This window comes from Geodermatophilus sp. SYSU D00697, assembly GCF_054050175.1.
Window position 1 is genome coordinate 154,932 of sequence record NZ_JBJGYV010000001.1, and the last position, 14,965, is coordinate 169,896.

Here is a 14,965-nt window from a genome sequence, read left to right on the forward strand (position 1 = left end):
CGTCTGCTCCCCCCTCGTCCGTCGAGCCCGAGTGCGCTCCACAGTACGTGCGCGGCGATACTCGACCGCGGCAGGCAGCCGCGGGTGAGGGGAGAGGGCCATCGACGCCGTCGACCGGCAGCTGATCGACCTGCTGCGCGCCAACGGGCGGGCGAGCTACGCGGAGCTGGCCCGGCAGGTGGGGCTGTCCTCCCCGGCGGTGCACGAGCGGGTCGGCAAGCTGGAGGCCGCGGGCGTCGTCCTCGGCTACGAGGCGATCGTCGACCCGGCCGCGCTGGGGCTCGACGTCACCGCGCTGGTGAGCGTCATCGAGAGCGACTCGGTCGACGACACCGGCATCGAGGAGGCGCTGCGCGCCATGCCCGAGGTCGAGGACTGCTGGCGGGTCGCCGGCAGCGAGGGCTACGTCCTCAAGGTGCGGGTGACCGACATCCCGGCACTGGAGGCCACCATCAGCGCGTTGAACAGGATCAGAGGCGTCGCCCGGACACGGACGACGGTCGTGCTGAGCACCAAGTGGGAGGGCCGACATGGCCGAGAGCGCTGAACCGACGGTGCCGCAGGCGCCGACCGGGGGACCGGCGGCGCGGCCGCGGATCGCCCCCTGGCTGGTCATCTACACCGTGGGCCGGTTCGCCATCGCGGCCGCGCTGGTGCTGCTGCTGTGGTGGCTGGGTCTGCCCGGCTTCCCCGGCCTGCTGTTCGGGCTGCTGCTGTCGATGCCCGTCTCGTACCTGCTGCTGCGCCCGTCCCGGGAGCGGCTGACCGAGGGGCTGGCCGCGCGCAGCGTCGCCCGCAGGCAGGCCAAGCAGGACATCACCGCCCGCCTCACCGGCGACGGCGCCTGAGGGAGGACCCCCGGGAGGCAGCGGGCCTCAGCCGCTGAGGGCAAGGCCCGCGCCCAGCAGGACGCCGGTGACGAGGGTGAGCAGCCCCGTGCCCTGCAGGGCGCCGATGAGCACCGGCCCCCGCCCGCCGGAGAGCACCGTGCGGACCGGCGGCACGGCCAGCGGGGCGGCGAGCAGGGTCAGCAGCACCCAGGGCCGGACGACGCCGATGGCGACGGCCACCGCGAAGGCGACGACCACGAGTGCGGTGAACAGCACGCGGGTGCCCCGGTCGCCCACCAGCACCGCCAGGGTGCGCTTGCCGACGGCGGCGTCCCCGTCGATGTCGCGGAGGTTGTTCACCACGAGCAGGGCCACGATGAGCAGCCCGATCGGCACGGAGGCGGCCACCGCGAGCCCCTCCACCGTGCGGGTCTGCGCGAACGTCGTCCCCACGACGGCGACCAGGCCGAAGAAGACGAAGACGAACACCTCGCCCAGCGCCCGGTAGCCGTAGGGCAGCGGGCCCCCGGTGTAGGTCCAGGCCGCGACGATGCAGACCGCCCCGACCGCGACCAGCCACCAGCTCGACAGCGCCGCCAGCGCCAGCCCGGCGACCCCGGCCACGGCGAAGGACAGCACCGCCGCGAGGAGCACCTGGCGGGGCGTCGCCGCACCGGAGCCGACCAGCCGCATCGGGCCGACCCGCGCCGCGTCCGTGCCGCGGGTGCCGTCGGAGTAGTCGTTGGCGTAGTTGACCGCGACCTGGAGGGCCAGCGCGACGACCATGGCCAGCAGCGCCGGGCCGAGGCGGAAGCCGTCGAGCGCCGCGGCCGCGCCGGTGCCGACGAGCACGGGCGCCACGGCGGCGGGCAGCGTGCGGGGGCGGGCGCCGGCCAGCCACTGCGCGGGGGTGGCCATGGTCAGTGCCTCTCGTCGATGACCGCCGCGACGCCGCGGCGGTCGGGCTTGCCGGTGTGCAGGGTCGGGACGGCGGCGATCCGGTGCAGCTCCCGCGGGGCGGCGGGCGCTCCCAGCCGGTCGGCCACCCACGGCCGCAGCCCGGCCAGGTCGGGCTCGGCGCCGGGAGCCGGGACGACGGCGGCGACCACCCGCTGCCCCCACTCGTCGTCCGGCCGGCCGAAGACGACGGCGTCGACGACGTCCGGGTGCTCGCGCAGGACCCCCTCCACCGCCTGCGGCGCCACGTTGACCCCGCCGGTGACCACCACGTCGTCCAGCCGGCCCTGCACGGTGAGCCGGTCACCGTCGAGCGAGCCGGCGTCCCGGGTGCGGAACCAGCCGTCGGCGAACGCGGCCGCGGTGCCCTCGGGGTCGAGGCGGTAGCCGAGCGCGAGCACCGGCCCGGCCAGCTCGACGCCCCCGTCGGCCACGCGCACCCGCACGCCCTCCAGCGGCACCCCGTCGTACACGCAGCCGCCGGCCGTCTCGGTCATGCCGTAGGTGGTCACGACGGCGACGCCCTCCTCCCGCGCCCGCGCCAGCAGGGCCGGGTCGGTGGCCGCCCCGCCGACCAGCACCGCGTCGAACGCCCGCAGGGCGCCGGCCTCCGCGTCGAGGTACCGGCGCAGCTGGGTGGGCACGAGGGCGGTGTACCGCCGTCCGCCGGGCATGCGGGCGAGGGCGTCGGCGAGCCACTCGTCCCTGGCCAGCACGGTGGGCCGGGTGCCCGCGAGGACCGACCGGCAGAGCACCTGCAGCCCCGCGACCGCCGAGACCGGCAGCGCCAGCAGCCAGCTGCCCGGACCACCGAGCCGCGCCAGCGTGGCCTCCCCGGAGGCGCGCACCGCGGCGGCCGCCAGCAGCACCCCGCGGCCGTCGCCGGTCGAGCCGGAGGTGACGACGACGAGGTCCGCGCCGGGCTCGAGCGGCGCTTCGGGACGCAGCACCGCGCGGGCCGCCGCTCCGGCCGCCGGGGGGCCGGCGGGGAGCACGGCGAGGGGCGCCAGGCCGTCGAGGGCGGCGCGCAGCGGGGGGAGGAGGTCGAGCGGGTCGGCCGGCGCGGGGAGGACGGTGAGCTGCCGGGGCACGAGGAACCAGGCTACTGCGCGGCCCTCGGCAGGGACCCGCCCCGAGCGTGCGCGTGGTGGGCGGCACGGCGGCCTTCTCTACGCTGGTCTGCGTGACGGACGCGGCCGGGGACCAGCTCGAGCCGCACGTCTGGTCGGTGCCGATGCGCACACGGTTCCGCGGCATCGACGTCCGCGACGGCGTGCTCGTGCGAGGCCCGGCCGGCTGGGGCGAGTTCTCCCCGTTCTGGGACTACGACGTCGCGGAGAGCCGCCGCTGGTGGGCCGCGGCCGTGGAGGCGGCGGACGAGGGCTGGCCGGCGCCGGTGCGGGCGTCGGTCCCCGTGAACGTGACCGTGCCGGCCGTCGACGCCGACCGGGCGCACGGCATCGTGACGGCGTCGGGCTGCCGCACCGCCAAGGTGAAGGTCGCCGAGCCCGGGCAGACCCCCGCCGACGACCTGGCGCGGGTGGAGGCGGTCCGGGACGCGCTGGGAACGGGCGGCGCGATCCGGGTCGACGCCAACGCCGCCTGGGACGTCGACACCGCGGTGAGCCGCATCCGGCAGCTGGACCGAGTCGGCCTGGAGTACGTCGAGCAGCCGTGCGCCACGCTCGCCGAGCTGGCCGCGCTGCGCCGCCGGGTCGACGTCCGGGTCGCCGCCGACGAGGTGGTGCGCCGGGCGGGCGACCCGCTCCGGGTGGACCTGCGGGAGGCCTGCGACGTCGTCGTCCTCAAGGTGCAGCCGCTGGGCGGCGTGCGCGCGGCGCTGCGCGTGGCCGAGGCCCACGGCCTGCCCTGCGTCGTGTCCTCGGCGCTGGAGTCGTCGGTCGGCATCGCCGCCGGCGTCGCGCTCGCCGCCGCGCTGCCGGAGCTGCCCTTCGCCTGCGGCCTGGCCACCGTCGCGCTGTTCACCGGCGACGTCACCGGCGACCCGCTGCTCCCGGTCGACGGCGTCCTGCCGGTCCGGCCGGTGACGCCCGACCGGCTGGGCGAGGTCGCCGCCGGGCCCGAGGTCGAGGCCCGCTGGCGCGCCCGGCTCGCCGCGGTGGCCGCGTGAACCCCTCCACCGCGCTGGCGCGGGTGCTCGTCGACGAACTGGTCCGCGGCGGCGTCACCGACGCGGTGCTCGCCCCCGGCTCGCGGTCGGCGCCGGTCGCGCTGGCCCTGTTCGAGGCCGAGCGCGCGGGGCGGCTGACCCTGCACGTGCGCATCGACGAGCGGACGGCGGCCTTCCTCGCCCTCGGGCTGGCCAGGGCCTCGGGGCGCCCGGTGCCGGTGCTGACCACCTCCGGGACGGCGACCGCGCACCTGCACGCCGCCGTCCTCGAGGCCGACGCCTCCGGCGTGCCGCTGCTGGCGCTCACCGCCGACCGCCCGCCGGAGCTGCGCGACACCGGGGCCAACCAGACGATCACCCAGCCCGGCCTCTACGGGCGCGCGGTCCGCGCCGCGGTGGACGTCGGCGTGCCCGAGGCCGGACGGGAGGCCGCCCAGAACCGTTACTGGCGCTCGCTGGTGGCCAAGGCCCTGCTGACCGCCCGCGGAGCGCTCTCGGCGGACCCCGGTCCGGTGCACCTGAACCTGCCGTTCCGGGAGCCGCTGCTGCCCGACGACCCCGCCCCCGCCGAGCTCGCCGAGCCGTGGGCCGGCCGCCCCGGCGGCGCGCCCTGGACCGACGGCGCCGTCCCGCGCGTCCCCCCACACGGCGACGCCGGTCCGGTCCGGACCCTCGTGGTCGTCGGGGACGCGCCCGAGGCGCTCGGCCGGGCCGCGGCCGAGCTGGCCGGCGAGCGGAACTGGCCGGTCGTCGCGGAGCCCTCCAGCGGGGCGTGGTCGGCGGCGGTGCGCGGTGGCGCACTGCTGCTCGGCGCGGCCGACTGGCTGGCCGCCCACCGTCCGGAGCGGGTCCTGGTCGTGGGCCGGCCCACCCTGTCCCGGCCGGTGTCGGCGCTGCTGGCCGACCCCGCGGTGCGGGTGGAGACGGTGGCGGCCGCGCCGCGGTGGGCCGACGCGGGCCGCTCGACGGCGGCCGTGGGGGCGCTCCCGGCCGGCGGGGCGGCGGCCGACCCGGCCTGGCGGGCGGCCTGGTGCGCGGCGGCCGGCCGGGTGGGGACGGCGGTCGACGGGCTGCTGGACGCCGTCCCAGGGCTGTCGGCCGGACGGCTGGCCCGCGACCTGGTCGCCGCCCTGCCCGACGGCGCCCTGCTGGTCCTCGGCTCCTCCACCCCGGTCCGGGACGTCGACCGCCTGGCCGTGCCCCGGGGCGGCGTCCGCGTGCTGGCCAACCGCGGGGTCGCCGGGATCGACGGCACGGTGTCCACCGCCGTCGGTGCGGCGCTCGCCCACCAGCGGGCCGGCGGCGGCCCCGCGGTGGCGCTGCTCGGTGACCTGACCTTCCTGCACGACCTGCAGGGCCTGCTCCCGGGGGACGGTGAGGTGCTGCCCGACCTCACCCTCGTGGTGCCCGACAACGACGGGGGCGGGATCTTCGCCCAGCTCGAGCCCGGGCAGTCGCGGTACGAGGCCGGCTACCGGCGGGTGTTCGGCACGCCGCACGGCCGGGACCTGGTCGCCGTCGCCGAGGCGCTGGGCTGGCCGGCGACCGCGGTGGACGGTCCGGCGCAGCTGGCCGCCGTCCTCGCGACCGGGGGTCCGCGGGTGGCCGTCGTCCGCACCGACCAGCGGGCCGAGGCGCAGCTGGCGGCCGCGCTGCGGACCGCCGCGGCCGAGGCCCTGATCGCCGGGGTGGGGCGCCGGTTGAGGCGGTGATCGTCGGGGCAGGGGCAGCCCACGGTGCGCGGGGTGGCCGGCAGTCCCGCGCACCCAGGCTCGGCAGTCCAGACCCAGGGCTGCCGAGCCGCCGCGCGTCCGGCACACCCCCACCGGGGTGCGGCCTGCGGCCTCAGGCCTCCAGGGCCGCCTGGAACGCGGCGAACTTGGCCTGGGTCTCGGCCAGCTCGGCCGCCGGGTCGGAGCCGGCGACGATCCCGCAGCCGGCGAACAGCCGCGCGGTCGCCGGGTCGTCGTCGCACAGCTGGGCGCAGCGCAGGGCCAGGCCGAACTCGCCGTCCCCGCGGGCGTCGAGCCAGCCGACGGGGCCGGCGTAGCGGCCGCGGTCCATGCCCTCGAGCTCGCCGATCACCCCGGCGGCGGCCTCCGTGGGCGTGCCGCAGACGGCGGCGGTCGGGTGCACCGCGCCGACCAGCTCCAGCAGGCCGGCGTTCCCCCGGGCACCCCCGCGGCGCTGGACGCCGGTGACGTCGGTGGCCAGGTGCCGCACGTTGGCCAGCGTCAGCAGGGCCGGCTCGTCCGGCGCGGTGAGGGTCGAGCAGTACGGCTCCAGGGCGCGCACCAGCGACTCCACGGCCAGCGCGTGCTCGGCGCGGTCCTTGGCCGAGCCGAGGAGGGCGGCGGCCAGCCGCTCGTCCTCCGCGCCCGCGCCGCGCGGCGCCGTCCCGGCCAGCACGCGGGAGGACAGCTCGCGGCCGGTGCGGCGCAGCAGCAGCTCGGGGGTGGCGCCCAGCAGCCCGTCGACGGCGAAGGTCCAGCAGTCGGGGAAGCGCGTGGCCAGCCGGGCCAGCAGCGAGCGGGGGTCCAGCGGCGCGTCGGCGGTCACCAGCAGGTCGCGGGCGAGCACCACCTTGGCCAGCTCGCCGGCCGTGATCCGCTCCACCGCCGCTTCCACGGTCGCGCACCAGGACGCGGAGTCCATCGCCCCGTCGGCGTACCGCAGCCGGCCCAGGGCGGCCGGCTCGGCGGCGGCGGTCGGGGCCAGCACGTCCAGCGGGTCCGCGTCGCCCGTGGTGGTCACCCACGCGACGCCGTCCCGCCGCCCGACGACGACCTCGGGGACGACGAACACCGAGGTGCCGGCGGCCGGGTCGAAGGCGATGCTGGCGAACACGACCGGCCCCGAGCCCGGGACGCCGAGCCGGTCGTCGACGTCGAGGCCGGCGCTGTGCCCGGCCCACCAGTCGGCCGCCTCCGCCAGCGCGGCCGGGCCGGACACCTCCAGCCGCGCGGCCTCGCCCCAGCCGACCAGGCCCTCGCCGCGGCGCACCCAGGAGAGGGCGCCGGCGCGCGGCAGGACGTCCAGCAGGGCGGGGACGTCGGGCAGCGGGGTCGTGGTGACGACGGGCGTCAGCGCCTCCGGGGAGGTCAGGGCCGCCGCAGTCACGGACCCAGCGTAGGCAGCCCGGTAGCGTCCCCGCCGTGGGGAACCGGCGAGAGGGCGCACACACCGCCGGCGTGCGAGCGGGTCTGGACAAGCAGCCGGCCGACGTCGCGGCCATGTTCGACCGGGTCGCGCGGCGCTACGACCTCACCAACACGGTGCTCTCCGGAGGCCGGGACGCCGCCTGGCGCCGGGCCACGCGGGAGGCGCTGGGCGCCCGTCCCGGCCAGACGGTGCTCGACGTCGCCGCGGGCACCGCGGTCTCCACGGTGGAGCTGGCCGGTGGCGGCGTGCGGGCGATCGCCTGCGACTTCTCCCAGGGCATGCTGCGTGCCGGGGCCGACCGCCCGGTGCCCAAGGTGGCCGGCGACGCCATGGCGCTGCCCCTGGCCGACGAGAGCGTGGACGGCGTCGTCATCTCCTTCGGCCTGCGCAACGTGGCCGACCCCGACGCCGCGCTCCGGGAGTTCGCGCGGGTGACCCGGCCCGGCGGCACGCTGGTGGTCTGCGAGTTCTCCAGCCCCACCTGGGCGCCCTTCCGCACGCTGTACACCGAGTACCTCATGCGCGCCCTGCCGCGGATCGCCCGCGCGGTCAGCAGCAACCCCGACGCCTACGTCTACCTGGCCGAGTCGATCCGGGCCTGGCCCGACCAGCCCGCGCTGGCCGCCCGGCTGCAGGCGGCCGGCTGGGCCGACGTCTCCTGGCGGGACCTCACCGGCGGCGTGGTGGCCCTGCACCGGGGCCGCAAGCCCCGGGCCTGACCCCTCCCGCGCGGGCCGAGATGGAACCGTGACGTGCGGTTCCCGGAAGGCCACTTGTCACCAAGGTCACACCCCGGCATAAGGTAGGGACCGAGGGACTTTGTGAACCTTTTCACAAAGTCGCGCGGACGCGAGGCGAGGGGGCCGAGGTGGACGACGGCGAGCGGCGGGCGGACGTGCTCGTCGTCGGCGCCGGTCCCGCGGGGTCCTCGGCGGCCTGGCACCTCGCGCGGGCGGGCCTCGACGTCGTCGTGCTGGAGAAGTCCCGCTTCCCGCGGGAGAAGGTCTGCGGTGACGGGCTCACGCCTCGCGGGGTGAAGGCCCTGGCCGACATGGGCGTCGACACCACCGGCTGGGTCCGGCACAAGGGACTGCGGGTCACCGGGGGCGGTCAGGTCGTCGAGGTCGACTGGCCGCGACTGGCGCACTGGCCCGCCTACAGCCTGGTCCGCAACCGCCGCGACCTCGACGCCGGACTGGCCGCGCACGCGGAGGCGGCCGGCGCCCGGGTCGTGCAGGACGTCACCGTCACCGGCCCGCTGCTCGACGACGCCGGGCGCGTGGCCGGCGTGCACGCCGAGGAGGGCCCGGACAGGAGCCGGGGCGACTGGCGCGCGGCGCTGGTCGTCTCGGCCGAGGGCCTGTCGGGCCGGCTGGGCAAGGCGCTGGGCCTGGTCCGCCGCGAGGACCGGCCGCTGGGTGTCGCCGTCCGCCGGTACGTCCGCTCCCCGCGCACCGACGACGACTACCTGGACATCTCCTTCGACCTGTCCGCCGACGGGCCGAGCGCGGACTCCATGCCCGGCTACGGCTGGGCGTTCGGCATGGGGGACGGCACGAGCAACGTCGGCTTCGGCCTGCTCGACCGCCGCCGGGGGACCGGCGCCGAGCCCCGCGCGGTGCTGCGCGAGTGGCTGGCGACCCTCCCACCGGAGTGGCACTTCGGCGAGGAGCACGCGGTCACCCCGCTGCGCGGTGCGGGTCTGCCGATGGCGCTGCACCGCCGGCCGGCCTACACCCGCGGCCTGCTGCTGGCCGGCGACGCCGCCGGCACGGTCAACCCGTTCAACGGCGAGGGCATCAGCTACGCGCTCGAGACGGGGCGGATGGCGGCGGAGGCGGCGGTCGAGGCCCTCGCCCGGCCCGAGGGCCTGGCGCGGGAGGCCGCGCTGCGGGCCCACCCCGCCCGGCTGCGCGAGGCCTACGGCCACCACCACCGGCTCGGCACGGCCTTCCTCGCGCTGCTCGACCGCCCGGGACTGGTGCGGTTCGCCACCGCCCACGGCCTCAAGCGGCCGGGCATGGTCAACGCCGCCCTGCGGCTCATGGGCAACCTCTCCGACGGCCGGGACGGCGACCGGTTCGACCGCGTCGTCCACGTCCTCACCCGACTGGCGCCGGCGGTGTGACCATGCCTGCCGCGATGCGCCGAGCCGACCTCGTCCCGACGGGCCCGCGGACCCCCGCGCCCGGAAGCCCCCTCGCCGGAGGGTCCCGCTGATGCTCTCGACCTACGTCCCCATCGTGGGGCTGTTCGCGCTGGCCGCGGCGTTCGCGCTGTTCTCGGTGACGGTCGCGCCGTTCGTCGGCCCGCGCCGCTACAACCGGGCCAAGCTCGCCGCCTACGAGTGCGGCATCGAGCCGGTCGACCAGCCGCTGACCGGCGGTCGCTTCCCGGTCAAGTACTACCTGACCGCGATGCTCTTCATCGTCTTCGACATCGAGATCGTCTTCCTCTACCCGTGGGCGGTCGCCAACGACGCGCTCGGCGTCTTCGGGCTGGTCGAGATGGTCGTGTTCATCGCCACCGTGTTCCTCGCGTACGCCTACGTGTGGCGTCGCGGCGGACTCGAGTGGGACTGACCAGGGGAGTTGCCATGGGACTCGAGGAGAAGCTGCCGAGCGGTGTCCTGCTGACCACGGTGGAGAAACTGGTCAACTGGACCCGCAAGTCCTCGCTCTGGCCGGCCACCTTCGGCCTGGCCTGCTGCGCGATCGAGATGATGGCCACCGGCGCGGGCCGCTACGACCTCGCCCGGTTCGGCATGGAGGTCTTCCGGGCCTCGCCGCGCCAGGCCGACCTGATGATCGTGGCCGGCCGGGTGAGCCAGAAGATGGCGCCGGTCCTGCGGCAGATCTACGACCAGATGCCCGAGCCCCGCTGGGTGCTGGCCATGGGGGTCTGCGCCAGCTCCGGGGGGATGTTCAACAACTACGCGATCGTGCAGGGCGTCGACCACATCGTCCCGGTCGACATGTACCTGCCGGGGTGCCCGCCGCGGCCGGAGATGCTCACCGACGCGATCCTCAAGCTCCACCACAAGATCATGAACGAGCCCCTCGGGCCGAAGCGGGCCCGCGAGCTGGAGCAGGCGCGCGCCGAGGGCCGGGCGGAGGACCTCCACGTCGAGATGCCCTCGACGGTGCGGGTCGACAAGGCCGCGCGGCAGGCCTACGAGCTCGCCGCCGCCGAGCGGCGCACCGGCCAGTTCGCGATCGAGCAGCGCGGGGGCAACGCCGTCCTGCTGCCGGAGCCCTACGTGCGGAGCGGGACCGCGACGGCGACGGCGACGGCCGAGCGAGCATCGCAGGGAGCGCCAGCGACCGAGGAGCGGAACGAGGCCGGAGTCGAGCAGGTGACCCGATGACCGGGCCGGGCGACCGCGCGCGGGACGACGCGGCGCAGGGTGCGACCGCTCCGAGCGGCGGCTTCCGCAAGGGCGCGTTCGGCGTCTCCGGCAGCGGGGACACCTCGGGCTTCGGCGGACTGGTCCGCGTCGAGCCCGGCGGAGCGGTCGCGCTGCACTCCACCGAGCGGCCCTACGGCGGGTACTTCGACGAGGTCACCGACGCGCTCATCGAGGCCGTCGGGCAGGCGACCTACGACGCGGCGGTGCAGCGGGTGCTGGTCGACCGCGGGGAGATCACCTACTTCGTGGCCCGGGAGCACCTGCTGACGCTGGTGCAGGCCCTGCGGGACGACGAGGCCCTGCGCTTCGAACTGTGCAGCAGCGTGTCCGGGGTCGACTACCTCGACAGCGGCGGCCCGGCCGCCACCGCGGGGCGGCCCCGCCTGCACGTCGTCTACCACCTGACGTCCATGACCTACCGCCGGCGCATCCGGCTCGAGGTCGCGGTCACCGCCGAGGACCCGCACGTCCCGTCGGTCGTGGGGGTCTACCCGACGGCGGACTGGCACGAGCGGGAGACCTGGGACATGTTCGGCGTCGTCTTCGACGGCCACCCGGCGCTGACCCGGATCCTCATGCCCGACGACTGGGACGGCCACCCCCAGCGCAAGGACTACCCGCTCGGCGGGGTCCCGGTCGAGTACCACGACGCGACCATCCCCCCGCCCGACACGCGCCGGAGCTACCGATGAGCACCACCTACGACCCCTACGCCGGCTCGCGGGAGACCACCGAGGGCCGCGTCTACACCGTCACCGGCGGCGACTGGGACCAGACCCTCGGCACCGAGGCGTACGGCGAGGAGCGGCTCGTCGTCAACATGGGGCCGCAGCACCCGTCGACGCACGGCGTGCTCCGGCTGGTGCTCGACCTCGAGGGCGAGACGGTGACCAAGGCGCGGGTGGTGATCGGCTACCTGCACACCGGCATCGAGAAGAACACCGAGTACCGCAACTGGGTCCAGGGGACGACCTTCGTGACGCGGATGGACTACCTGTCCCCGCTGTTCAACGAGGCCGGCTACTCCATGGCGGTCGAGAAGCTGCTCGGCGTCCAGGTGCCGCAGCGCGCGCGGACGATCCGCGTGCTGGTGATGGAGCTCAACCGGATCGCCTCGCACCTGGTCGCACTGGCCACGTTCGGCATGGAGATGGGCGCCCTCACCGGGATGACCAACGGCTTCCGGGAGCGCGAGCTGGTCCTGGACCTGCTCGAGGAGATCACCGGCCTGCGGATGAACCACGCCTACATCCGCCCCGGCGGCCTGGCGCAGGACCTGCCGCCGGGCGCGGTGGAGCACATCCGCGAGTTCCTCGAGGTCATGCCCGCCCGGGTCGCGGACTTCCACAAGCTGCTCACCGGCCAGCCGATCTGGCAGCGCCGGCTCAAGGACGCCGGCTACCTCGACGTCACCGGGTGCCTGGCGCTCGGCATCACCGGGCCGGTGCTGCGGGCCGCCGGCCTGCCGTGGGACCTGCGCAAGGTGGAGCCCTACCTCGGCTACGAGACCTACGACTTCGAGGTGCCGACCGCCGACACCTGCGACGCGTGGGGTCGCTACCTGGTCCGCATGGCCGAGGTCAACGAGTCGCTGAAGCTCATCGAGCAGGCGCTCGACCGGCTGGAGCCCGGGCCGGTCATGGTCGAGGACAAGAAGATCGCCTGGCCCGCGCAGCTCTCCCTGGGCCCCGACGGCATGGGCAACTCCCTCGAGCACGTCCAGCACATCATGGGCCAGTCGATGGAGGCCCTGATCCACCACTTCAAGCTGGTCACCGAGGGGTTCCGGGTGCCGGCCGGGCAGGTGTATGTGCCGATCGAGTCCCCGCGCGGCGAGCTCGGCTACCACGTGGTCAGCGACGGCGGGACCAGACCGTGGCGCGTGCACGTGCGCGACCCCAGCTTCGTCAACCTGCAGGCGACGGCGGCGATGAGCGAGGGCGGCATGATCGCCGACGTCATCGCCGCGATCGCCTCCCTCGACCCGGTCATGGGGGGAGTCGACAGGTGAGTGAGCATCGCAGCGCTGCGCCGAGCCGACAGCGAGTGAGCATCGCGGGGCGAGCGAGGAGCGGAGCGGCCGCGGAGACGACCCGGGGACGAGGTGTGGATCGATGAGCGCGCTCCCGGGCAGCACCGAGGGGACGGCGGTGACGGGGCTGGACTCCAGCCCCGTCGAGCCCACACCCGCCGACCTGCCGCCGCTGACCGAGCAGACCCGGCTGGAGGCGCGGGAGATCATCGCCCGCTACCCGCAGGCGCGCTCGGCGCTGCTGCCGATGCTGCACCTGGTGCAGAGCTACCAGGGCTACGTCTCGCACGAGGGCGTGGCGCTGTGCGCGGAGGAGCTCGGGCTGACCAAGGCCGAGGTCGGCGCGGTCGCGACCTTCTACACGATGTACAAGCGCCGGCCCACCGGCCGGCACCTGGTCAGCGTCTGCACCAACACGCTCTGCGCGGTCCTCGGGGGGCAGCGGATCTTCGACGCGCTCGCGGCCGACCTCGACGTGCACCACGACGAGACCTCCGCGGACGGCTCGGTCACCCTCGAGCACGCCGAGTGCCTGGCCGCCTGCGACTACGCGCCGGTGGTCACCGTCGACTACGAGTTCTACGACCAGCAGGACGTCGAGAGCGCCCGGGAACTGGTCGCGGCCCTGCGCCGCGGGGAGAAGCCGCATCCCACCCGGGGCGCGCCGCTCACCGACTTCCGAGGCATCTCGCGGCAGCTGGCCGGCTTCGACCAGTTCGGCAGCGAGGCCGCCCGTCGGGCCGCGATCGACGCCGAGGGCGCCATCGGCCCCACGCTGGCCGGCCTGCGCCTGGCCGCCGAACGCGGCGAGACGGCCCCACCGATGGCCGGCCCCGAGCAGCCGCCGGCCGATGCCGGCGAGCCTGCGGAGACCGTGCGACCCTCCGGCCGCACCGGGGAGACCCCGGAGGAGGAGGCGGCCGACGCCCGCGTCGCCGCCGCCGACACCCCGGCCGAGCGGGCCGGTGCCGCGCAGGCCCACCCGGACAAGGGCGCCGAGTACGGGCAGCCGCGCGGCCGGCAGCGCGCCGGCACGGAGAACCCGCCGGCCGCCGAGCCGGCCACCGGGACGACCCCCACTGACGGGAAGGCGTGACATGCCCCTCGCACCCGTGCTGACCGCCCGCTGGGCCGAGCCGCAGTCGTGGCGGCTGTCGACCTACGAGCGGCTCGACGGCTACACCGCACTGCGCACCGCGCTGGGCATGAGCCCCGACGAGCTGGTCTCCCTGGTCAAGGACTCCGGCCTGCGCGGCCGCGGCGGCGCCGGCTTCCCGACCGGCATGAAGTGGAGCTTCATCCCGCAGCCCAAGCCGGGCGAGACGCCGACCGGGCCGGCGGCGATGCCCAAGTACCTGGTGGTCAACGCCGACGAGGGGGAGCCGGGCACCTGCAAGGACCTCCCGCTGATGATGGCCGACCCGCACTCCCTGATCGAGGGCGTGGTCATCGCCGCGTACGCGATCCGCTCGCACCTGGCGGTCATCTACGTCCGCGGCGAGGCGGTGCACGCGCACCGGCGGCTGGTCAACGCCGTCGAGGAGGCCTACGCGGCCGGCTACCTCGGGACGGACGTCCTCGGCTCCGGCTACGACCTCGAGCTGATCGTGCACGCGGGCGCGGGCGCCTACATCTGCGGTGAGGAGACCGCGCTGCTGGACTCGTTGGAGGGCTACCGGGGCCAGCCGCGGCTGAAGCCGCCGTTCCCCGCCGTCGCCGGCCTGTACGGCGCCCCCACCGTGATCAACAACGTGGAGACGCTGGCCAGCGTGCCGTTCGTCGTCCGCGGCGGGTCGGACTGGTTCAAGGAGTTCGGTCCGGAGAAGTCGCCAGGCCCGAAGATCTACTCGCTGTCGGGGCGGGTCGTCCGGCCCGGCCAGTACGAGGCCCCCATGGGGACCACGATGCGCGAGCTGCTGGAGATGGCCGGCGGCGTCCGCCCCGGGCACCAGCTGAAGTTCTGGACGCCGGGCGGCTCCTCCACGCCGTACTTCACCCCCGAGCACCTCGACGTCCCGCTGGACTTCGACTCCGTGGCCGCCGCGGGCTCCATGCTCGGCACCACCGCGCTGATGGTCTTCGACGAGACCGACTCGATCGTCGAGGCGACCCTGCGGTTCACCGAGTTCTACGCGCACGAGAGCTGCGGCAAGTGCACCCCGTGCCGGGAGGGCACGTACTGGCTGGTCCAGATCCTCGAGCGGCTGGTCCACGGCCGGGGGACGGCGGCCGACCTGGACCTGCTCACCGACACCTGCGACAACATCCTGGGCCGCTCGTTCTGCGCCCTCGGCGACGGCGCGACCAGTTGCATCAGCAGCTCGCTGAAGTACTTCCGCGACGACTACGTCGCGCTGCTGCCGCCGGAGGAACAGGCCCGTCTGGGCCGCAGCCTCCGGCTCGAGCCCGTCGGGGTGGCCTCGTGACCGAGCTCGCGAGGTCAC

Annotated in this window: 15 protein-coding genes; 12 read left to right on the forward strand and 3 right to left on the reverse strand. The window is 75.9% G+C overall.

Annotated elements, in window-relative coordinates; translation table 11 throughout:
• The first annotated feature begins 100 nt into the window (after positions 1-100).
• On the forward strand, positions 101-547 hold the full coding sequence (locus ACI79C_RS00780) for an Lrp/AsnC family transcriptional regulator (protein ID WP_456943918.1): 447 nt from the start codon (positions 101-103) through the stop codon (positions 545-547).
• Entirely contained in the window at positions 531-848 is a 318-nt protein-coding gene (locus ACI79C_RS00785; protein WP_456943709.1) for a DUF4229 domain-containing protein, read from the forward strand. The genes ACI79C_RS00780 and ACI79C_RS00785 overlap by 17 nt, the downstream gene beginning before the upstream one ends.
• A 27-nt stretch (positions 849-875) precedes the next feature.
• On the opposite strand, the gene ACI79C_RS00790 is transcribed toward ACI79C_RS00785, so the two are convergent.
• Together ACI79C_RS00790 and menE are read right to left on the reverse strand one after the other, a co-directional pair.
• Positions 876-1,748, reverse strand: coding sequence for a 1,4-dihydroxy-2-naphthoate polyprenyltransferase (locus ACI79C_RS00790; protein WP_456943710.1), 873 nt, complete (start codon positions 1,746-1,748; stop codon positions 876-878).
• 2 nt (positions 1,749-1,750) lie between these two features.
• A complete protein-coding gene (menE, locus tag ACI79C_RS00795; RefSeq protein WP_456943711.1) occupies positions 1,751-2,878 on the reverse strand; it encodes an o-succinylbenzoate--CoA ligase in 1,128 nt (375 codons plus the stop codon).
• 92 nt (positions 2,879-2,970) lie between these two features.
• Here menE and ACI79C_RS00800 point away from each other — a divergent pair, with 92 nt between their 5' ends.
• Positions 2,971-3,918 carry an o-succinylbenzoate synthase gene (locus ACI79C_RS00800; RefSeq protein WP_456943712.1) on the forward strand — a complete coding sequence of 316 codons (948 nt, stop codon included), beginning with the start codon at positions 2,971-2,973 and terminating at the stop codon, positions 3,916-3,918.
• Positions 3,915-5,630, forward strand: a complete 1,716-nt coding sequence (menD, locus tag ACI79C_RS00805; protein ID WP_456943713.1) for a 2-succinyl-5-enolpyruvyl-6-hydroxy-3-cyclohexene-1-carboxylic-acid synthase — start codon at positions 3,915-3,917, stop codon at positions 5,628-5,630. The genes ACI79C_RS00800 and menD overlap by 4 nt, the downstream gene beginning before the upstream one ends.
• A 133-nt stretch (positions 5,631-5,763) precedes the next feature.
• Here the strand turns inward: menD and ACI79C_RS00810 are convergent, their stop codons facing one another.
• A complete protein-coding gene (locus ACI79C_RS00810) occupies positions 5,764-7,038 on the reverse strand; it encodes an isochorismate synthase (RefSeq protein ID WP_456943714.1) in 1,275 nt (424 codons plus the stop codon).
• Between the two features lie 35 nt (positions 7,039-7,073).
• Between ACI79C_RS00810 and ACI79C_RS00815 the strand changes: the two genes are divergently transcribed.
• The 8 genes from ACI79C_RS00815 (at position 7,074) to nuoF (ending at position 14,947) form a co-directional block, all read left to right on the forward strand.
• Positions 7,074-7,799, forward strand: a complete 726-nt coding sequence (locus ACI79C_RS00815) for a demethylmenaquinone methyltransferase (protein ID WP_456943715.1) — start codon at positions 7,074-7,076, stop codon at positions 7,797-7,799.
• Positions 7,800-7,948: 149 nt separating this feature from the next.
• Positions 7,949-9,208 (forward strand): geranylgeranyl reductase family protein, encoded by a 1,260-nt coding sequence (locus ACI79C_RS00820; protein WP_456943716.1) that lies wholly within the window; start codon positions 7,949-7,951, stop codon positions 9,206-9,208.
• A gap of 91 nt (positions 9,209-9,299) precedes the next feature.
• Positions 9,300-9,662 carry an NADH-quinone oxidoreductase subunit A gene (locus tag ACI79C_RS00825; RefSeq protein WP_456943717.1) on the forward strand — a complete coding sequence of 121 codons (363 nt, stop codon included), beginning with the start codon at positions 9,300-9,302 and terminating at the stop codon, positions 9,660-9,662.
• Positions 9,663-9,676: 14 nt separating this feature from the next.
• Entirely contained in the window at positions 9,677-10,447 is a 771-nt protein-coding gene (locus ACI79C_RS00830; protein ID WP_456943718.1) for a NuoB/complex I 20 kDa subunit family protein, read from the forward strand.
• Complete coding sequence (locus ACI79C_RS00835) at positions 10,444-11,181, forward strand: NADH-quinone oxidoreductase subunit C (RefSeq protein WP_456943719.1); 738 nt, start codon at positions 10,444-10,446, stop codon at positions 11,179-11,181. The genes ACI79C_RS00830 and ACI79C_RS00835 overlap by 4 nt, the downstream gene beginning before the upstream one ends.
• On the forward strand, positions 11,178-12,500 hold the full coding sequence (locus tag ACI79C_RS00840) for an NADH-quinone oxidoreductase subunit D (RefSeq protein ID WP_456943720.1): 1,323 nt from the start codon (positions 11,178-11,180) through the stop codon (positions 12,498-12,500). Before ACI79C_RS00835 ends, ACI79C_RS00840 begins: the two co-directional genes overlap by 4 nt.
• Before the next feature lie 103 nt (positions 12,501-12,603).
• Complete coding sequence (nuoE, locus tag ACI79C_RS00845; protein WP_456943721.1) at positions 12,604-13,617, forward strand: NADH-quinone oxidoreductase subunit NuoE; 1,014 nt, start codon at positions 12,604-12,606, stop codon at positions 13,615-13,617.
• A 1-nt stretch (position 13,618) separates the two neighbouring features.
• Positions 13,619-14,947 (forward strand): NADH-quinone oxidoreductase subunit NuoF, encoded by a 1,329-nt coding sequence (gene nuoF, locus ACI79C_RS00850; RefSeq protein WP_456943722.1) that lies wholly within the window; start codon positions 13,619-13,621, stop codon positions 14,945-14,947.
• Positions 14,948-14,965: the final 18 nt, after the last annotated feature.